This is a genomic window from Nonomuraea turcica (genome assembly GCF_030718205.1).
Taxonomy (GTDB): domain Bacteria; phylum Actinomycetota; class Actinomycetes; order Streptosporangiales; family Streptosporangiaceae; genus Nonomuraea.
The window spans coordinates 238987-257665 of record NZ_JAUZQF010000006.1 but is presented as its reverse complement, the minus strand read 5'-3'; the positions used below and the strand labels follow the sequence as shown (position 1 = coordinate 257665).

Here is an 18679-nt window from a genome sequence, read left to right as displayed (position 1 = left end):
GTCCGGCGTGGTCGCTGAGGTGGGCGCCATCGTGACGTTGTGGTCCGCGCCCTCGCACCCGGAAGCGATCAAGGCGCAGGCGTGTGGGGGAAAATCAGGCAAGCCGGGCGCGCGCGGCGGCGGAGCGGGCGTCGGTGGAGGGAAGGGCCGCGAGGCGTTCCAGGATCTCGTAGTCGTTGCGGCCATTGGAGGTCTGGGCGTACGCCCACAAGTGCTCGGGAGAGCCGTAGCGCAGCAGGCAAGCCCGCACCTGGGCCTCGAGCTCGTCCCGCTCCCGCCGGATCTCCGGCGACTCCGAACGCGGCAACAGCGGCCCCGAGTACGTGCGCGCCAGCGCAGCCGGATCCTTGGCCGCGAGATGGCGGCGCACGGCGAGGAAGTCGGCCTCGATCGGACAGGCCAGCCGGTAAGGCTTCGCGGCGATCGCGTTGCCCAGTTGCGCGCGCAACCGGTGAATCTCGGCCCTGATCGTCACCGGATTGCCGTAGTCGCCGTAGACGTGGAACGAGAGCTGTTCGGCCGTCAGCCCGTGCTGGTGCAGCGCGAGTAGGGCGAGGATTTCGGCGTGCCGCAGCGACAGCGGTTGCTCACGATCTCCCAACGTGACGAAGGGCGGTCGTTCGCCGAGGAACGAGAGGGCGAGCGCCGGCGGCGTGGCGGTGGGAACGGTGCGCAGCAGATAGCCGTCGGAGAACGACTCCAGCAGCCCGACCGTGCCGTCGCGCAGGATCATGCGCTGACCGGACACGCGCACGTGCTCGCCGGGACGGATGGGGAGGAGGATGCCATCGCTGGGCGGATCGGGATCGTCCGTGAGATGACTGTCCAGGAGGGGAACCCGCTCGCCGAGCCGGCCCGCCGGGTCGCCGGAGATGACGCGGCCGGTCGGGGAGAGCAGGATGCCGGGCCGGCCGCGCAGTGACTCGTAGCGGCGGCGCAGCCGGTCGTCGCGCTCGTGCATGCGCAGGGCGAGCTCGCTCTCGGCGAGCTTGGCCGCGGTCCCGACCAGGGCGACGGTGGAGGGGTGCAGGGTGCGGGCGGTGCCGCTGATGTCGACGCAGCCGATGACCCGGCCGGAGTCCGGGTCGACGATCGGCGCGGCGCTGCACGACCAGACGTGCAGCGCCCGCATCAGGTGCTCTTCCGAGTAAACGTGCATCGGGCGGCCCACCGCGAGGGCGGTGCCGATGCCGTTGGTGCCGACGTTGCGTTCCTCCCACTGGTGGCCGTCGGACAGGCCGATCTGGTCGGCGCGGCGCAGGACCGCGGTGCCGCCCTCGCGCCACAGCACCCGGCCGTGGGCGTCAGTGACGATCATGACGTGGCCGATCTCGTCGGCCAGGCCGGCGAGCGTGCGAGACAGGAGGGGCAGCAGGGGGTGAAGGGGATGGGCCTGGCGAACGTCGTCGATGTAGTCCAGGTCGTAGACCAGAGGCGCGCTCGTGATCCCCGGGTCGATCCCTGCCGCGAGCGAGCGATGCCAGGACGCCTCGATCGGGCGGCGGGGGGCCACCGGCCAGCGCTGCTTGGTCATCGCGGCTTCGTACGCTCCGCGCAGCAGGCGGGAATACGCGTCGAGATGGGCGTAACTCATTGGTCACTCCAGGTAGTCAATTAGTAGCATCCGCCTTACTGGCAATCTTTGCAACTGGTTCTAGTGATTGCGGAGGGTGGTTGAACGATCGCAACCTGTGTGCAACGTTGCCCCGGCTAACGTGCTTCCCGACGCGTCGGCGTGGTGCGGCCGCTCCGTCGGCGTGATGGCCGGGTCTCGGACACTGGAGGGGGGGCCGGGATCCGGCCAGAACACAACACCAGGACAAGGAACATCAGTCTCACGTGGCGCATCAGGCATCAATGCCGGTGCCGGACGACGGCCGGTGACGAAACATGGGGACGCCCCCGGTGCATGTCGCGGCCCAAACACCGTAGGCTCGTGGCAGTCAAGAACGCGGAGCCACGAGGAGCGCACGACGGTGAACCCAGGGGATGTCAACCTGCAGCAGCTGCTGGAGCAGGCACAGCTCATGCAGCAGCAGCTTGTGAGCGCCCAGCAGGAGCTCAACGACGCGCAGATCGAGGGCTCATCAGGCGGTGGCCTGGTCACGGCCGTCGTCAACGGCTCTGGCGAGCTGCTCGAGCTCAAGATCGACCCGAGTGTGATCGACGCCGGCGACCCGCAGGACACCGCCGACACGATCGCCGACCTAGTGATCGCGGCCGTCCGCGACGCCGTACGCGCGGCCGCCGACCTGCAGCAGGAGAAACTCGGCCCGCTCGCTCAGGGGCTGGGTGGCGGCGGCCTCGGACAGTTGCCAGGGTTTTAGGCATGTACGAGGGGGTCGTCCAGAATCTGATCGACGAGCTGGGGCTGCTGCCCGGCGTCGGTCCCAAGAGCGCGCAGCGGATCGCGTTCCACTTGCTGGCGGCCGATCCGGCCGACGTCAAACGGCTGGCCCACGCGTTGCTCGAGGTCAAGGAGAAGGTCCGCTTCTGCCGGGTGTGCGGGAACGTGGCCTCCGAGGAGGAGTGCCGCATCTGCCGCGACACCCGCCGCGACATGCATGTGATCTGCGTGGTCGAGGAGCCGAAGGACGTCGTGGCGGTCGAGAAGACCCGCGAGTTCCGCGGCACCTACCACGTGCTCGGCGGCGCGATCAGCCCGATCGACGGCATCGGCCCCGACGACCTGCGCATTCGCGAGCTCATGACGCGCCTGGCCGACGGCCGGGTCACCGAGCTCATCCTCGCCACGGACCCCAATCTCGAGGGTGAGGCGACGGCTACCTACCTCGCCCGTCTGGTCAAGCCGATGGGCATCAAAGTGACACGATTGGCCAGCGGTCTCCCTGTTGGCGGTGACCTCGAATACGCTGACGAGGTGACCTTGGGCCGTGCGTTCGAAGGACGGAGGCTGCTGGATGTCTGACCAGTGGAGCGCGCTGGCGGAAGAGATCTCCGTGCACGCGCAGGACTACGTGGACGGCCTGACCAGGGTCGCCGGCGGCGAGGGCGGCGACGCCATCTGGTCGTTGCTGCTGGTGGAGGTCGCGCAGGTGAGCCTGGCCGGCGCCAAGCTCGGCGCGAACAGGGACGTGATCCTCGCCGGCAACTACGAGCCGGCGATGAGCGATGATCCCGACATCGACGGCGTGCGCACCGCACTGGCCGAGCGGCTCGGGCCCGTCGACGACTACGCCGAGGTGTTCGACCCGTACAAGGACACCGGCGTCACGCCGTACCGGCTGTCCGACGATCTGACCGCGGTCGCCGCCGACCTCATCCACGGCCTGCGCCACTATCATGCCGGCCGTCCCCACGAGGCGCTGTGGTGGTGGCAATACTCCTACTTCAACACCTGGGGCAACCACGCGGGCGCCGCGATGCGCGCGCTGCAGGCGCTTGCCGCGCACTCGCGCCTCGACGTGGCGGAGGAAGCCACCACGGTCTGATGATCGTCCACATGGTGGTATGAGCCATCAGGCGCATGAGAGGGCCCCAGTAGACTGGCAGCTCACAGTCCAGACCGGGAGACTCTCGTGGCGCTCGTTGTGCAAAAGTACGGTGGTTCGTCCGTCGCCGACGCGTCCTGCATCAAGCGGGTCGCGCAGCGGATCGTCGCGACGAAAAAAGCCGGCAACGACGTGGTCGTGATCGTCTCCGCCATGGGCGACACGACGGACGAGCTACTGGACCTGGCCGAGCAGGTGTCGCCGCTGCCGCCCGCACGCGAGCTCGACATGCTGCTGACCTCGGGCGAGCGCATCTCGATGGCCCTGCTGGCGATGGCGATCGCCAACCTCGGCCATGAGGCCCGCTCGTTCACCGGCTCGCAGGCCGGTGTGATCACCGACTCCACGCACGGCAAGGCGCGCATCATCGACGTGACGCCCAGCCGGATCCGGGAGGCGATCGACCAGGGCCACATCGCGATCGTGGCCGGCTTCCAGGGTGTCTCGCAGGACACCAAGGACATCACCACCCTGGGCCGCGGCGGCTCCGACACCACGGCGGTGGCGCTGGCGGCGGCCCTCGAGGCCGACGTGTGCGAGATCTACACCGACGTGGACGGCATCTTCACCGCCGACCCGCGCATCGTGCCGCCGGCCCGCAAGATCCCCAGGATCTCCTACGACGAGATGATGGAGATGGCCGCCTGCGGCGCCAAGATCCTGCATCTCCGCTGTGTCGAGTACGCGCGCAGGTTCGACCTGCCGATTCACGTGCGCAGCTCGTTCAGCACCAAGGAAGGCACCTGGGTCGTCTCCGACCCATACACCGAAGACACCGAAGGAACCGAGATGGAGCAGCCGATCATCTCCGGCGTCGCACACGACCGGAGCGAGGCCAAGATCACTGTTGTCGGGGTCCCCGACAAGGTCGGCGAGGCTGCCTCGATCTTCAAAACGCTGGCCGACGCCGAGATCAACATCGACATGATCGTGCAGAACGTCTCGGCCGCGGCCACCGGCCGCACGGACATCTCCTTCACGCTGCCCACGGCCGACGCGCAGACGGCCCTGGCGGCGCTGAAGAAGATCCAGACCCAGATCGGTTACGAGTCGCTGCTCTTCGACGACCAGATCGGGAAGGTGTCGCTGATCGGCGCGGGCATGCGCTCGCACCCCGGCGTCACGGCGACGTTCTTCGCGGCCCTCGCCGACGCGGGGGTCAACATCGAGATGATCTCCACTTCGGAGATCCGCATCTCTGTGATCGTCGAGCAGGACGCGATCGACGCGGCCGTGGCGGCCGCGCACCGCGCCTTCGATCTCGACGCCGACCAGGTCGAAGCCGTGGTGTATGGAGGGACTGGACGATGACTAGGCCTAATCTGGCTCTGATCGGCGCCACCGGTGCCGTGGGCACCGTCATGCGGGACATCGTCTCGACGCGTGAGGACATCTGGGGCGAGATCCGCCTCGTCGCCTCGCCCCGCTCGGCGGGCAAGGTGCTGCGGGTGCGCGGCGAGGACGTCGTCGTGCAGGCGCTGGCGCCCGAGGTGTTCGACGGCATCGACATCGCCATCTTCGACGTGCCGGACGAGGTGTCGGCCGTGTGGGTGCCGATCGCGGCCGAGCGTGGCGCGATCGCGATCGACAAGTCCGGCACGTTCCGGATGGACCCGGACGTCCCGCTGGTGGTGCCCGAGGTCAACCCGCTCGACGCGCGCAACCGCCCACGCAACATCGTCTCCACGCCCAACTGCACGACGCTGTCGATGATGGCGGCCATGGGCGCGCTGCACGCCGAGTTCACGCTCACGGAGCTGGTCGTGGCGTCCTACCAGGCGGTGTCGGGCGCCGGCGTGGCCGGCTCGGCCCGCCTCTACGACGAGGTCGAGGCGCTGGCGGGCGACCGCACGGTCGGTCAGGCGGCCGGCGACGTCCGCAAGGTGCTGGCCAACAAGCTGCCTGCGGACTCGCCGTTCCCCGCGCCGATCGCCTTCAACGTGGTGCCGTGGGCCGGCTCGCTCAAGGAGGACGGCTGGGCGTCCGAGGAGCTCAAGCTCCGCAACGAGTCACGCAAGATCCTCGGCATCCCCGACCTGAAGGTCTCCGCGACCTGCGTACGCGTGCCGGTGGTGACGACGCACTCGCTGGCCGTGCACGCTCGTTTCGAGCGCGAGATCACGGTCGCGGACGCCCATCGGGTTCTCGAGGCGGCGCCGACGGTGGTCCTCATGGACGACCCGGCGAACGGTGTTTACCCCACGCCTCTCGACGTGGTGGGCACCGATCCGACCTATGTGGGACGGATTCGCCAGGCGATCGACTTCCCCAACACGCTCGACCTGTTCGTGTGCGGTGACAACCTGCGCAAGGGCGCGGCGCTCAACGCGGCGGAGATCGCCGAGCTGGTCGCGACCGAGCTGTAAAACCCCAGGTGGTGGTGGGCGCCGTGCGTTTCGTGCGGCGTCCACGTTCTTTTTGACGGCGCCCGTACCACCAGGCGTCACCAAAGGCGTCACCACAGCTGTTTGTCACATGAAGACGTCCGTCACTTGAAGAGGATGTCCCAGTGGTCGCTCTCGTTGGCGAACGTCGTGCCCGAGGCGGAGCGGTAGAGCGGGGCGCCGTCGCTGCGGGTGCCGACCCTCTCATGGTTCGCGGTGATGTAGCGGTCGATGCAGGCGTTGCGGCTGATGTCCAGCTTGTAGCCGTTGCCGTGGCTGAAGTAGCCCGGTGCGTGGCCTGCCTCCGTGCCGCCCGTGACCATGATGGGGCAGCCGCTCTGCTGCTTCAGCTCGATGGCCTGGACGATCGTGCCGGTCCGCACCTCGTCGAGCGACGTGCAGTTGTGCCCGTGCTTGCTCGTGCAGTTGCCGGTGGACGTCGTCCGCAGTCCCGCGCTCTTCAGCCAGCCGGCGGCGGTGGTGTGGGACATGCGCACGGCCGCCTGCCTGGGCATGACGCGGTTCAGGTCGATGCGCAGGTTCTTGCGGCCCAGCGGAATGCGCAGCACACCGTTACGCACCGAACCTTGCCGGGCCTTGGCCGCCGCGCGGCCCTTGCCTGCGGCCCGGTTTCGGGGCTCGTCCTTCTGCGCCCGCGTCTGAGCGGCTTTCTTCGTGTGCGCCGCCGTAATCGCCGGAGAGCGCGGCTGCGTCTCCTCCTGGGGCGCGTACGCCTCAGTGCCCTCCTGGGCCGCAGGAAGGCGTTCCTGGCTCTCCTGAGGCCCTCTCATGTCCTGCGCGGGCGAGGCCGGGCCGGCGTCGTACGCCGGCGGCCCTTCATGGAGATCCTGAACGTGTCCCTTGGCCAGCATGAGGCGCTGGAGCGTCCAGTTGGAGGCCGTCTGCGGGCCGAGCGCGTCCGAGAGCGCCGCCATCACGGCCGGATGCTCGGACTGCGGCGGCCCGTTGCGAAGCTCGGCCTCGTACGGGCTGCTCACCGCCGGGCCCCCATCGGGGTGGGTGGCCGCGGAGGCGGCCGAGGCGAGCGCGATTATGGTGGTTTCTATGCCGAGGAGCGCGACTACGGTGAGGCGCACTGTTCCACGTATCCACATGTCGATGCCTTTTCGCGGAAATAGCCCTTCCGCCACAATCGACAATCCCACCATTCACAGGAGATAACTCCTGTCGCGGATGCAACTTTGCCTTGTGGCGGTGATCACCGTGCGCCTTCATGACCAACGAGCAGGAAGCCTGCGAAATCGGACGGCCGCCGCGGTCCTGACCGGCGCGATGCTGGGACGGCAGTGTGATGAACAGGTTTCCTGCTCGAAGGCTCATACGGACGTAAAGTGACGGACGTGTCCCAAACCCGAAACCGCGGATCGGAGAGCACCCGCGAGGTCATCGTCGAGACGGCATTGCGACTGTTCAGGGAACGCGGCTTCGACGCGACCACGATGCGCGCCATCGCCGCCGAGGCCGGGGTCTCCGTGGGCAACGCCTATTACTACTTCGACAGCAAGGAGGCGTTGATCCAGGCGTACTACGACCGCGCCCAGGCCGAGCACGAGGAGGCCTGCAGGGAGTTCCTGGCCACCGAGACGTTGTTCGCGGCCAGGCTGAGCGGCGTGTTGCGCGAGTGGGTACGCGTGTCCGAGCCCTACCACGAGTTCGCCGTGAAGTTCTTCAAGCACGCGGCCGAGCCCACCAACCCGCTGAGCCCGTTCAGCGCGCAGTCGTCCCCGGCCCGCGAGGCCTCCATCGCCCTTTACCGCGAGGTCGTCGAGGGATCGCGTGACCGCATGAACGCCGAGCTACGGGAGGAGCTGCCCGAGCTGCTCTGGCTGCTGTTCATGGGCATGGTCCTGTTCTGGGTGCACGACACCTCGCCGGGCTGCGCACGCACGTACCGGCTGATCGAGGTCACGGTGCCGCTGGTGGACCGGCTGGTCGGGCTGTCCCACCTGCCCGGGCTGCGGGGCATCACGAAGGACTTCATCGCGGCGGTCCACGAGTTGCGCGCCTAGGGGAACATACCGAGCGGTTGGTATGGTCGGCCTTAAAGATCTGGAGGCCGTGAATGACGCAGAACTGGGGCATGACGATCCCCTTCTACGACCGCTCCCTGCCGAGGTCCCAGGAACTCATCGCGGAGCTGCCGGGGCTCGGCTACACCGACGCGTGGTCGGCCGAGGTCAATGGGGCCGACGGGTTCACGCCGCTGGCCCTGGCCGCCCAGTGGGCGCCGGGGATCAGGCTGGGCAGCGCCATCGTGCCCGTCTCCACCCGCGGCCCGGGGCTGCTGGCCATGTCCGCGGCCACGCTGGCCGACCTGGCGCCCGGGCGGTTCGTGCTGGGCATCGGCGCGTCCTCGCCGGCGATTGTCGAGCGCTGGAACGCCGGCGAGTTCACCAAGCCGTACGCGCGTACCCGCGACACGTTGCGCTTCCTGAAGAAGGCGCTGGCCGGAGAGAAGGTCTCGGAGGCGTACGAGACGTTCGAGATCAAGGGGTTCAAGCTGGAGCGGGCGCCCAAGGTCCCGCCGAAGATCGTGCTGGCCGCGCTGCGGCCCCGGATGCTCCATCTGGCCGCCGAGGAGGCCGACGGCGCGATCACGAACTGGCTCTCCCCCGAGGACGTGCGCCGGGTACGCGCCGAGATCGGCCCGGACACCGAGCTGATCGCCCGCCTGTTCGTGTGCGTGAGCGAGGACACCGACAAAGTGCGCGAAATGGCCAGGTGGATGCTGGCCAGTTACCTGACCGTCCCCGTGTACGCCGCGTTCCACGACTGGCTGGGCCGGGGCGAGGTGCTGCGTCCCATGCACGAGGCGTGGGCGGCCGGCGACCGCCAGGCGGCGCTCAAGGCCATCCCCGACGACGTGGTGGACGCGCTGATCGTGCACGGCGACGCGGCCACCTGCCGGGCCAGGATCCAGCAGTACGTGGACAACGGGCTCGACACCCCCGTCCTCGCCCCCATCCCGGGCGGGGAGATTCCCATCGAGCAGGCTGTACGGGACCTGGCGCCTAAGGAGTAGCGGATGCGTGACGTACTGAGGCTGGACGCGGTCGGGCAGGCGCTGGCGATCAAGAACGGCCAGGTGTCACCACGAGAGCTGGCCGAGGCCGCGATCGCCGCCATCGAGGCCCGCGACGGCGAGCTCAACGCCGTAGTCCACCGCCGCTTCGAGCGTGCGCTGGCCGAGCTCGACTCCGTACCGGCGGGTGGGCCGTTCGCGGGCGTGCCGATCCTGCTGAAGGACCTCGGGTGGCGGCAGGTGGGTGAGCCGTACGCCGCGGGCTCCGCGGTGCGGGACGGTGTCGAGGTGGCCGAGGACGGCTATGGGGTCACGCGGCTGCGCGAGGCCGGGTTCGTGGTGCTCGGGCGGACGAACACGCCCGAGTTCGGCAGCACGATCACCACCGAGCCGGTGGCGTTCGGGCCGACGCGGAACCCGTACGATCCGGCGTACTCGGCCGGCGGGTCCAGCGGCGGCTCGGCCGCGGCGGTGGCGGCGGGGATGGTCGCGCTGGCCACCGCCAGCGACGGCGGCGGGTCGATCCGCATCCCCGCGTCCCTGTGCGGGCTGGTGGGGCTCAAGCCGTCGCGCGGGCGGGTGAGCCTGGGGCCGGCCCTGGGGGAGGGCTGGAGCGGCTTCTCGTGCCCGGGGTTCGTCACCAGGACAGTCCGCGACACGGCCGCGGCGCTCGACGTCGTCTCGGGCTTCCACCCCGGCGACCCGTACGACGCGCCCGCCCTGCCGGGGCCGCTGGCCGCCGAGGTCGGCAGGGACCCGGGGCGGCTGCGGATCGGGTACGTCACCACGCACCCGAGAGGTGACGTGCCCGACGTGCCCGAGCTGACCGAGGCCGTCGCCAGGGCGGCGGCGCTGCTGGAGTCGCTCGGCCATGACGTGGCGCCGGGCGGCCCCGAAGCGCTCGGTGACCGCGACTTCTCCGGGCACTTCGGCGCGATCGTGGCCAACAACCTCGCCGCGCAGGTTGCGAGCCTGGGCGAGCTCCGCGGCAAGCCGGTCGAGCTGGAGGAACTGGAGCCGCGCAACGCCGCCATGGTCAGCGTCGCGCGCACGCACAGCGCGGTCGACCACATCCGGGCCACGCAGTGGATGGACGTCTTCCGCCGCCGCATGGCCACGTGGTGGCGAGCCGGCCACGACCTGCTGCTGATGCCGTCGCTCGGTGTCGCACCGTTCCCGCTCGGCTGGATCACGCCGGACGACCTCAGCCTCGCCTTCGGCAGGACGGGGCACGCCGTGTCGTACACCTCGCCGGTCAACGCGACCGGGCAGCCGGCCATTTCGTTGCCGCTGCACAGGACCGCGGCCGGCCTGCCGGTAGGCGTGCAGCTCGTCGCGGCTACCGGCAGGGAGGACCTGCTGATCAGAGTGGCGGCGCAGATCGAACAGGTCAGGCCGTTCGATCATCCCGCGATGGAACCTCTCGCCTGAGCGACACGTTATGTCGTGAAAAGGCGGGGGTAGGGGGTTCGACATGATGGCGAAGGCAGCACGGGCGGCGGCGGCGTGGCGGACGTACCGCGAGGTGACCAAGCCTGGTTCGCCCGGCGTGATGACCCGGGTGCGGGCGATCCCGCGCATGATCGGCGCGGTGATGCGCGGCCGGTACGCGGGGATGGGCAAGAGCAGGCTCGCGCTGATGGCGATGGGTGTTGTCTACATCCTGTCCCCGATCGACGTCCTGCCCGAATTCCTCATGGTGATCGGCGTCGCCGACGACTTCGGCGTGTTCCTGTGGCTGATGGCCTCGCTGCTCGGCGAGAGCGGGCGCTACGTCGAGCACGAGCGCCGCATCATCCAGGGCAGGCTCGCCGAGCAGGAAGGTTAGATCTCCTCCATCCGCAACCAGGCGCGGGACGGCAGCGGGTGCCCGAACAGGCGGGCCGCGTTGCCGTAGGCGACCCTGGCGATGTCGGCGGGCGGGAGCGAGCCGAGGTTGCGGGCCACGGACTTCTGCGTGTCGGGCCAGGTCGAGTCGGAGTGCGGGTAGCCGCTCTCCTGCAGGACGTGGTCGAGTCCGACGGCCAGGCGCACTCCCGACAGCGCGTGGTCGTCGAGCGTGCCGAAGAAGAAGTTGCGGCGCAGCACCTCGCTGGGCTTGAGCCCGCCGTCCCAAGACGCCTCGCCGGCCACTGGGTGGTCCAGGGCGTAGTCGGCGCGCTCTGCCAGCATCGGCAACCAGCCCACGCCGCCCTCCACGATGAGGATGCGCAGGGAGGGGAAACGCAGCGGCACGCCCGACCAGAGCCAGTCGGCGCAGGCGAACATGGCGCTGGTGGGCATCAGCGTGGTGATCGCCTCGATGGGCGTGTCCGGCGAGGGCACGGGAGACCAGGACGAGTCGCCGGTGTGCAGGCACACGACGGTGCCGGTCTCCTCACAGGCGGCGAAGAACGGGTCCCAGTGGCCGGTGTGGATGGACGGCAACCGCAGACGGGTCGGGAACTCGGGGAAGACGACGGCCTTGAAACCCCGCGCGGCGTTGGCCCTGATCTCCTTGGCCGCCACGTCGGGATCCGGCAGCCACGGCAGTTGCAGGCCGATGATCCGCTCCGGGTAGGTGCCCGCCCAGACGTCGATGTGCCAGTCGTTCCACGCCCTGACGAGGGCCAGGCCGAGCTCCTGGTCGCGGGTCCTGGCGAACGGCATGCCCGACTGCCCGGCCAGCATGCCGGGGAAGCACAGCGCCGCCCAGATGCCCGCCACGTCCATGTCGTTGATGCGGGCCTCGATGTCGTGGCAGCCCGGACGCATGTGCTCGAACCGCACCGGGTCCAGCGTCCACTGCTCGCGGGGCAGCCCGGCGCCGACGTCCATGCCGGCGCACGGGTAGGTGGCCCCGCCGTAGCGCCAGACCTGGTGACCCGCCTCGGTCTCCACGACCTTGGGCGCGACCTCGGCATATTTCTCCGGCAGCCGGCCTTCGAAGAGGTCGGGAGGCTCGATCAGGTGATCGTCGGCGGAGATGATCACATAGTCGCGCCGCCTCGGGTCAGGGTCGGGAAGCAGCGGCGTAGTCACGCAGGTAACCGTACGACGAGGGGATAACGTCGAACAAGCTGCGACGTATCCGTTGGATATCCGAGTCGCCGGCACCCGGGACCGCCGGGAGGGGGATTGCGGGCGATCCCGGGCGTTGTGGGGTCCGCTGAGAGAGGGTGCTGCTCATGCGAACCCCGGCCACCCGCTACCCCTCCGATGTGCTTTCAGTCAGGAGATGGTCGCGTAGGTCGCTGATCGTGGCGGGGGAGACCTGGAGGACCTGGGTGACGTACGCCTCCACGGAGCCGTGCCGGCTCGCCAGGTCGGCCAGGAACAAGCGCATGGTCTCGGCGGGCGCCAGCCCGAATCCCGGCCACAGGGGCGTGCCGGGATGCCGCCTGCGCCAGTCGGCGATGAAACGCTCGGTGGCCAGGCCGGTGAGCGCGTAATCCGCCACGATGTCGTCCTCGCCCACGCCGGCCAGCGACAGGACCAGCGCGGCCAGCACGCCGGTGCGGTCCTTGCCCGCCGCACAATGAATCACCACGGGCGCGTTGTCCGACTTCGCGATCGTCTCCAGGGCCGTTCTGAGGTTCTCAACGCGGTCCTCGGTCATCTCGAGGTAACGATCGGCCAGGTAGCGGGCGACGCCGACCTCCTCGCTGTAAACGGCGGTCTCCCAGCGGCGGCCCTCGATGGGCAGGTTGTGGTAGCTCTGCCCTTCGGTCTCAGGCACCCGCCCGGCCTTCTCGGCCTCGAAGGCGTGCCGCAGGTCGATGACGGTACGCACGCGCAGGGCGCGGAAGGCCGTGAGGTCGTCCCCGGCCAGCCAGCCGAGGGAGTCGGCACGATAAAGCCGCTGCCACTGGACGGTGCGGCCGTCATTGGTGGCATATCCACCCACGTCACGGAAATTGCAGAGATTGCTGAATTCAATGTGGCGGATCACCCCCAACACCTTACGGGGCAGGCGTTCCCGCCTCCTGGGCCGGTGACGCCTCGCCGGAGCGCTCCTTGGCCTGGCGCTCGGCGAGCTCACGCCGGATGAGCAGGATCCATCCGCCGATCGCGATCGCGATGAACAACCACCACTGCACCCCGTACGCCAGGTTCAGCCCGCCTCCGGAGCCCACGTCGGGCTCGGGCACCGGTGCGGGCGCCGGGGAGGTCGCGGGCTGCTGGGCGGTCAATTCCACGTATCCGTCCACCAGCCGGTACGGCAGCCCTTGCCCGATCTTGTCGGCGTTGATCAGCAGCACCTGGCCGGTCGGCAGTCCGGGCAGATCGCGGATCCCGCTGGATTCCTCGGTTTCGCTGAGCCGTAGCCGCCCGGTGACAGTCACCTGACCGGTGGGCGGAGGGGGCACGTCGGGCGGGGTGTCGGCGGTGGCGCCCGCTTGGACCCAGCCTCTGTTCACGAGGACGGCCGTGCCGTTGCCGGTGACGAGCGGGGTCAGGACGTAAAAGCCGTTGCGGCCCTCCTGGGGGCGGCGGCGTACGACGAGGGCGTGGGACGGGTCGTAGGTGCCGGCGGCGGTCACGGACCTGAACCGGTCGCTCTCCTTGACCTGCTGCCCCGGTGTCGCCAACCGCTCCAGCGGCACCGGCGCGGCCTCGATGTTGGCGGTGACCCGCTCGCTGTTGGCCGACCGCTCCTCGAAACGCCCGAACTGCCACCGCCCGAGGAACACGAAGGCGGGAATGACCAGCAGCACCACCAGGTGCAGCGCCAGCCATCGGGGCGTCAGAAGGAACCGGTACACGCTTTCAAGGGTAGGCACCGCCACCGGTGCCCCTTAACGCGCCTCAGGCGCTCTCCGCCCCAGGCTCGCCGCGCTGTGCTTATGGTCGCGCTCGCACGGGGCTCCGTTGGTCACGCAAGCTGCCGCTCTCCGCCCCAGGCTCGCCGCTCTGTGTCTATGGTCGCGCTCGCACGGGGCTCCGTTGGTCACGCAAGCTGCCGCTCTCCGCCCCAAGCTCGCCGCTCTGGAGCTCCGCGCCGGGCCCGGGCAGGGAGGTCACCTCGCGTGGCCCGGCGACCTCGTGGCCCTCGGCGCAGCGGAAATGCTGCTCGATGGGGGCGCCGCAGTCGCGGTGTGTGAGGAGCACGGGCGGGCCCTCCTCGTCGGCCAGATATTTGTCGCCCCAGTGCATGAGCGCGACCAGCAGCGGATAGAGATCGCGGCCTTTCTCGGTGAGCCGGTATTCGTCGCGCTGCCGCTGTCCGGGCTCGCGGTAGGGCTCCTTGCGGAGCAGGCCCTCGTCGACCAGGCGAGCCAGGCGCGCGCTGAGCACCTGGCGGGGGGCTCCAGTGATCGCCTGCATGTCGGCGAACCTTCGCACGCCGCTGAACGCCTCGCGCAGCACCAGGAAGGTCCACTTCTCCCCGACGATGTCCAGGGTGCGCTCGATCGAGCAGTTGTTCACCCGGAAGGGAACGTTCATCTTTGTATTATACCTGAGTTCAATTGACAGACTCAGGCCTCGCGCGGCAGGCTGGGTCTATGCATGGAACTCAGATCCGGCCGGCCCGTCCAGACGACGAGGAACGGATCAGACGCTTCCTGACCGGGTTGTCGCTGCACACCCAGACGCTGCGGTTCTTCACCGGCATCACCACGCCGGCCACCGGTCTCGTGCACAAGCTGATCGCGGTGGACGAGCGCAGGGACGCGCTCGTGGCGACGATCGACGGGGGTGAGATCATCGGCCACGCCATGAGCTACAAGGGCGAATGCGCCGACGTGGAGATCGCGGTGGTGGTGACCGACCAGTGGCAGGGGCTCGGGCTCGGGCCGCGGCTGATCCAGACGCTGCTGCTCAGGGCCGCCGTACGGGGTGCGAGGACCGTGGGCATGGACGTAATGGGGGAGAACCGGCGAGTGCTCAGCCTCATCCGCCGCCTGTGGCCGGACGCTGAGATGAAGGTCACTTCCGGGTCGGTTGAGGTTACCGCTATGATCGATCAAGCCGCCTTATTTGCGGAACAAGGTTCTGGTGCCACACCATTGACAGTGTGAAGAGTGTCAAGAACGGACGCGACGGCCGGACCCGCATCATCGAGGGTGCCCTCCGACGCTTCAGCCAGGACGGGGTGTCGGCCACGACGCTGGCCAGCCTCCGCGAGGAGAGCGGCGTAAGCGTCGGCAGCTTCTACCACCACTTCGCCAGCAAAGAACACGTCTTCGGTGTGCTGTACGGCGAGATCCTCACCGCCTATCAGGAAGCCTTCCTCGCCGAGCTGGTCAGCCATCAGGAGGCGCGCGACGGCATCGAGGCCGTCGTGGCCTTCCACATGCGGTGGGCGGGAGAGCATCCGGAGCGGGCCCGGCTGCTGATCAGCGAGCGGCCGCCGCGCAAGCAGGAGCCGGGCGGGGCCGAGGTGGCCGAGCAGCGGCGGGCGTTCTTCCGCCAAGTCTCTGACTGGTGGCGCCCGCACATGAAGAACGGCCTGCTCCAGACCGTCCACCCGACCATGTGCTACGTGCTGTGGCTGGGACCCGCGCAGGAGATGTGCCGGCTGTGGTTCGCCGGTGCGCACACGCCGACGGAGGAGGAGATCAAGGGCCTGGGCGAGGCCGCCTGGCACAGCCTCCGCCAGCGCCCGGAGTGACACCCGGCCCAGATCATGCGAAGCGAGCGCCCCACCTGCCCGGGGACCGCCGGGCCAATGCGGGGAGCGATGATCCGAGTACGCTCTGTGGTGTTATTGTCCTAAATGTGAGACGACCCCGGGCGCTGGTATTGCCCGCTTTGCCGGAGCGCGCGCTCGCCCGCCTGGGCGAGGTGACCGATCTGATCGAGACTCCAGCACGCCCGAGCCTCGGTTTCACCGACGAACAGCTGGCCGACCTGGTCGTCGAGACCGGCGCGACCGTGCTCGTCACCGACGGGGACCAGGTTCGCGCGTCGGTGCTCAGCCTGCAGTTGGACGTCGTGGCCGTCATGGGCCCGCCCACGAGCGTCGACCTGGCCCTGGCCGCCGAATACGGCGTCAGCGTGTTGCACGCCCGCGACCGCGACCCCGACGCGATCGCCGAGCTGACGCTGGCGCTGATGTTCGCCGTCAGCCGGCACATCGTGACGGCCGACCGAGAGGTGCGTCGAGGGCACGTCTACCGGAGCAAGGTGCCGCCGGCGCAACGCCATCGCGGCCGCCGGCTCACCGGCAGGACGCTCGGCATCGTCGGGCTTGGACGCGTCGGCAGGGCGATGCGCTGGCGCTGCGAGGGCCTCGGGATGCGGGTGATCGCGTGTGATCCGCAGGAGCCCGAGGCCACCCACACGCTGCCCGCGCTCCTGGCGGAGGCGGACGTGGTGTCGCTGCACGTGCCGCTCACCGCCGAGACCAGGGGCCTGTTCGGGTACGCCGAGTTCGGCGCGATGCGGCCGGGGGCGATCTACCTCAATACCTCGCGTGGCGCGCTGCACGACCTGACGGCACTGGTCGACGCGCTGCGCCGGGGCCAGGTGGGCGGTGCGGGTCTCGACCACTTCGAAGGCGAGTGGCTCGACCCGTCACATCCGCTGATCGGCCTGCCGAACGTGGTGTTGACGCCCCGCCTGAGCGAGGCGACCGGGGAGACCAGGGAGGAGCTGGCGGAGGCCTTGGTAGCGGACATCACCCGGCTGCTGGGCGGAGAGGACCCCGAGCTCGCCGCCACGCGTGCGTAGCGGCGGAACCCGAGCTCGCCGACACGCGTGCGTAGCCCCCGTCCGGTCAAGCCGGTTGCCGGAGGCGTGTGGGCACGCGCCAGCTCGCCCGGTCGAGTGAGATGTCCAGGCGCAGATCGCCGCGCTGCCTGCGCAGGCCGGGCACGCGGACCCGGTCGTGCACGTTGAACCTGCCGCGGTGCGGATAGCCGAACCCCAGCTCCCCGGGCAACACGCGCAGGTCGTCGCGGTTCCCGCAGCGGGGGCACGTCCACGAGACCAGGTCCAAGCCGCGGTTGTAGTCGGAGCAGGCGCTGAAGTATTCGTCCGGCCCGAAGCGGGACTCGCAAGCCAAGCAAGGGATCAGCATGGGGTCCACTCCTCGGGATGACGTGCTGGCATCCATAGAGATACCGCGCCCCACTTGTTTCCCGCTTGCAGATTGCTTGGCTATTTAAGTAACAGTATGGGCACTGAGCGCAGTGAGTCTGGGGACCATCGCATCGGTATCAGATCATGCGTGGGCGTCTGCGGTGAAAGGATGGACTTGTGGAACGACTGCGCCATCATTTCCTGGAGACCGGTTACACCATCGACGGCGTACGCGATCGACTAGGGAGCATGGCCGCGTCGGCCCTGGCCCGCGAGGAGGTGGTCCCGGCCCTGCGCGCGACCGCGGACGGCGACCCGCTGGCGACGCTGATCAGGTTGTGGTGGCTGGGCGTCCCCGTCCCCGCCGCGGACGTGGCGCCGGAGGTCCTCGAGTCCGGGCTGGTCACGGCCGACGGCGACCAGGTCCGCGCGAACGTCCACCTCCAGCCCTGGGAGACCGGCGGCTACCTGGTCTCCGACCGTAAGGTGCGGCCGGGAGACCCCACTCTCCGCCCCGACCACGTCGTGGGGGCAGGCGGCGCCTCGGCGAACCTGGCGCAGCTGGTCACCCGCCGCCCGGTCCAGCGCGCGCTCGATCTGGGCACCGGCTGCGGCGTGCAAGTGCTGCACCTGGCCGGCAGGGCGGAGGAGATCGTGGCCACCGATCTCAATCCGCGGGCCCTGGAGCTGGCCAGGCTGAGCTGGGAGTTGTCCGGCGTCGAGGGTGTCCGGGCGCGGGTGGGCTCGATGTACGAGCCGGTCGGGGACGAGGGGTTCGACCTGATCGTGAGCAACCCGCCGTTCGTCATCGCTCCCGCTCGGGAGCGGATGCTGACCTATCGCGAGTCGGGCGCCGAGGGCGACGGCTTCTGCCGCGACCTCGTACGCCGGACGCCCCGCCACCTCAATCCCGGCGGCCAGGCCCACTTCCTGGCCAACTGGCTGCACGTCGAGGGCGAAGACTGGCACGACCGGGTGGGCGGCTGGTTGCGTGAGACGGGCTGCGACGCCTGGGTCGTCCAACGGGACGTGCAGGACCCGGCCGAATACGTCGAGCTGTGGCTCAGGGACGCGGCCGAGCAGGGCACGGCCCGCTACGCGGAGCTCTACGAGCGCTGGCTGGCCTGGTTCGACGAGCACAAGGTCGAGGGCATCGGCTTCGGCTGGATCACTATGCGCAATTCCGGCACGCTCGACCCGGTCGTCCGCGTCGAGCATCTCGCCCACCAGGTCGTGCTCCCGGTCGGCGACTACGTGGACTCCGTGCTCGACTCGATCGCCACCGCGCACCGGGCACAGGGGCTCGACGCCGCGCGGTTGCGTACCGTCGACGGCCTGCTCGACGAGCGGATCGGGCTGCCGGGCGCGGAGGACCCGATCCGCATCGTGCTGCGTCAGACGCAGGGGTTGCGGCGCAGCCGGGAGGTCGGCACGGTGGAGGCCGCCCTGGCCGGCGTGTGCGACGGCGAGCTGGCGCTCGGCCCGCTGCTCAACGTCATCGCCGAGCTGGTGGGCGACGGCGAGATCGCCGATTCCGACGCGGTCCGGCCCCTCATCGCCGAGGGTTACTTCGTGCTTTAATCCGCCGTTGATTGGACGTTGACCCCCCGGGTGGAGTCTCTAGTCAGGACACGGACCTGGGGGGTTCGAGGGCCGTGTCAGGTCCGGCCGGTCGTCTGTGTGAGGCGGCTAGCCGCCACGCGGAGCATCCGGATAACCGGGCCCCCTAGCGA

At 69.5% G+C, this 18679-nt stretch carries 20 protein-coding genes; 13 read left to right on the top strand and 7 right to left on the bottom strand.

Annotated features, from left to right (window positions below; genetic code table 11):
* Window positions 1-94: 94 nt before the first annotated feature.
* A complete protein-coding gene (locus tag Q9G87_RS17950) occupies window positions 95-1594 on the bottom strand; it encodes a helix-turn-helix domain-containing protein (protein WP_305917515.1) in 1500 nt (499 codons plus the stop codon).
* A 382-nt stretch (window positions 1595-1976) separates the two neighbouring features.
* Between Q9G87_RS17950 and Q9G87_RS17945 the strand changes: the two genes are divergently transcribed.
* The 5 genes from Q9G87_RS17945 to Q9G87_RS17925 all read left to right on the top strand — a co-directional run bounded on the left by Q9G87_RS17945 (window position 1977) and on the right by Q9G87_RS17925 (window position 5878).
* Complete coding sequence (locus tag Q9G87_RS17945; protein WP_127937722.1) at window positions 1977-2327, top strand: YbaB/EbfC family nucleoid-associated protein; 351 nt, start codon at window positions 1977-1979, stop codon at window positions 2325-2327.
* A gap of 2 nt (window positions 2328-2329) precedes the next feature.
* A complete protein-coding gene (gene recR, locus Q9G87_RS17940; RefSeq protein WP_305917514.1) occupies window positions 2330-2929 on the top strand; it encodes a recombination mediator RecR in 600 nt (199 codons plus the stop codon).
* The gene (locus Q9G87_RS17935; protein ID WP_305917513.1) at window positions 2922-3452 is read left to right on the top strand and encodes a DUF5063 domain-containing protein; all 531 of its coding nucleotides are present in this window, start codon (window positions 2922-2924) and stop codon (window positions 3450-3452) included. The genes recR and Q9G87_RS17935 overlap by 8 nt, the downstream gene beginning before the upstream one ends.
* 87 nt (window positions 3453-3539) lie before the next feature.
* Window positions 3540-4823: an aspartate kinase gene (locus Q9G87_RS17930; protein WP_305917512.1), complete on the top strand. Its 1284-nt coding sequence runs from the start codon at window positions 3540-3542 to the stop codon at window positions 4821-4823.
* Window positions 4820-5878 carry an aspartate-semialdehyde dehydrogenase gene (locus Q9G87_RS17925; RefSeq protein WP_305917511.1) on the top strand — a complete coding sequence of 353 codons (1059 nt, stop codon included), beginning with the start codon at window positions 4820-4822 and terminating at the stop codon, window positions 5876-5878. Before Q9G87_RS17930 ends, Q9G87_RS17925 begins: the two co-directional genes overlap by 4 nt.
* Before the next feature lie 122 nt (window positions 5879-6000).
* Here Q9G87_RS17925 and Q9G87_RS17920 read toward each other — a convergent pair whose 3' ends face one another.
* Window positions 6001-6993 carry a hypothetical protein gene (locus Q9G87_RS17920; protein WP_305917510.1) on the bottom strand — a complete coding sequence of 331 codons (993 nt, stop codon included), beginning with the start codon at window positions 6991-6993 and terminating at the stop codon, window positions 6001-6003.
* 264 nt (window positions 6994-7257) lie between these two features.
* Between Q9G87_RS17920 and Q9G87_RS17915 the strand changes: the two genes are divergently transcribed.
* The 4 genes from Q9G87_RS17915 to Q9G87_RS17900 are packed head-to-tail and all read left to right on the top strand — an operon-like array spanning window position 7258 to window position 10767.
* Window positions 7258-7926 carry a TetR/AcrR family transcriptional regulator gene (locus Q9G87_RS17915; protein WP_305917509.1) on the top strand — a complete coding sequence of 223 codons (669 nt, stop codon included), beginning with the start codon at window positions 7258-7260 and terminating at the stop codon, window positions 7924-7926.
* A gap of 53 nt (window positions 7927-7979) precedes the next feature.
* Window positions 7980-8939 carry an LLM class F420-dependent oxidoreductase gene (locus Q9G87_RS17910; RefSeq protein WP_305917508.1) on the top strand — a complete coding sequence of 320 codons (960 nt, stop codon included), beginning with the start codon at window positions 7980-7982 and terminating at the stop codon, window positions 8937-8939.
* Window positions 8940-8942: 3 nt separating this feature from the next.
* Window positions 8943-10370: an amidase gene (locus Q9G87_RS17905; protein ID WP_305917507.1), complete on the top strand. Its 1428-nt coding sequence runs from the start codon at window positions 8943-8945 to the stop codon at window positions 10368-10370.
* 43 nt (window positions 10371-10413) lie between these two features.
* Complete coding sequence (locus tag Q9G87_RS17900; RefSeq protein ID WP_305917506.1) at window positions 10414-10767, top strand: YkvA family protein; 354 nt, start codon at window positions 10414-10416, stop codon at window positions 10765-10767.
* Here Q9G87_RS17900 and Q9G87_RS17895 read toward each other — a convergent pair.
* From Q9G87_RS17895 to Q9G87_RS17880, 4 genes are all read right to left on the bottom strand, one after another.
* Window positions 10764-11960 carry an amidohydrolase family protein gene (locus Q9G87_RS17895; protein ID WP_305917505.1) on the bottom strand — a complete coding sequence of 399 codons (1197 nt, stop codon included), beginning with the start codon at window positions 11958-11960 and terminating at the stop codon, window positions 10764-10766. The two genes, Q9G87_RS17900 and Q9G87_RS17895, sit on opposite strands and share 4 nt — an antisense overlap.
* Before the next feature lie 166 nt (window positions 11961-12126).
* Window positions 12127-12870: a tyrosine-protein phosphatase gene (locus Q9G87_RS17890; RefSeq protein ID WP_305917504.1), complete on the bottom strand. Its 744-nt coding sequence runs from the start codon at window positions 12868-12870 to the stop codon at window positions 12127-12129.
* A 10-nt stretch (window positions 12871-12880) separates the two neighbouring features.
* Window positions 12881-13684 carry an SURF1 family cytochrome oxidase biogenesis protein gene (locus Q9G87_RS17885; RefSeq protein ID WP_305917503.1) on the bottom strand — a complete coding sequence of 268 codons (804 nt, stop codon included), beginning with the start codon at window positions 13682-13684 and terminating at the stop codon, window positions 12881-12883.
* A gap of 154 nt (window positions 13685-13838) precedes the next feature.
* Window positions 13839-14366: a winged helix-turn-helix transcriptional regulator gene (locus Q9G87_RS17880; protein WP_305917502.1), complete on the bottom strand. Its 528-nt coding sequence runs from the start codon at window positions 14364-14366 to the stop codon at window positions 13839-13841.
* Between the two features lie 59 nt (window positions 14367-14425).
* Here Q9G87_RS17880 and Q9G87_RS17875 point away from each other — a divergent pair, with 59 nt between their 5' ends.
* The 3 genes from Q9G87_RS17875 to Q9G87_RS17865 all read left to right on the top strand — a co-directional run bounded on the left by Q9G87_RS17875 (window position 14426) and on the right by Q9G87_RS17865 (window position 16595).
* Entirely contained in the window at window positions 14426-14941 is a 516-nt protein-coding gene (locus Q9G87_RS17875; RefSeq protein WP_305917501.1) for a GNAT family N-acetyltransferase, read from the top strand.
* Window positions 14938-15534 carry a TetR/AcrR family transcriptional regulator gene (locus Q9G87_RS17870; protein WP_305917500.1) on the top strand — a complete coding sequence of 199 codons (597 nt, stop codon included), beginning with the start codon at window positions 14938-14940 and terminating at the stop codon, window positions 15532-15534. Before Q9G87_RS17875 ends, Q9G87_RS17870 begins: the two co-directional genes overlap by 4 nt.
* Window positions 15535-15641: 107 nt before the next feature.
* Window positions 15642-16595 (top strand): 2-hydroxyacid dehydrogenase, encoded by a 954-nt coding sequence (locus tag Q9G87_RS17865; RefSeq protein WP_305917499.1) that lies wholly within the window; start codon window positions 15642-15644, stop codon window positions 16593-16595.
* 46 nt (window positions 16596-16641) lie between these two features.
* On the opposite strand, the gene Q9G87_RS17860 is transcribed toward Q9G87_RS17865, so the two are convergent.
* Complete coding sequence (locus tag Q9G87_RS17860; RefSeq protein ID WP_305917498.1) at window positions 16642-16944, bottom strand: hypothetical protein; 303 nt, start codon at window positions 16942-16944, stop codon at window positions 16642-16644.
* A gap of 179 nt (window positions 16945-17123) precedes the next feature.
* Here Q9G87_RS17860 and Q9G87_RS17855 point away from each other — a divergent pair, with 179 nt between their 5' ends.
* Window positions 17124-18527: a DUF7059 domain-containing protein gene (locus tag Q9G87_RS17855; protein WP_305917497.1), complete on the top strand. Its 1404-nt coding sequence runs from the start codon at window positions 17124-17126 to the stop codon at window positions 18525-18527.
* Window positions 18528-18679 lie beyond the last annotated feature (152 nt).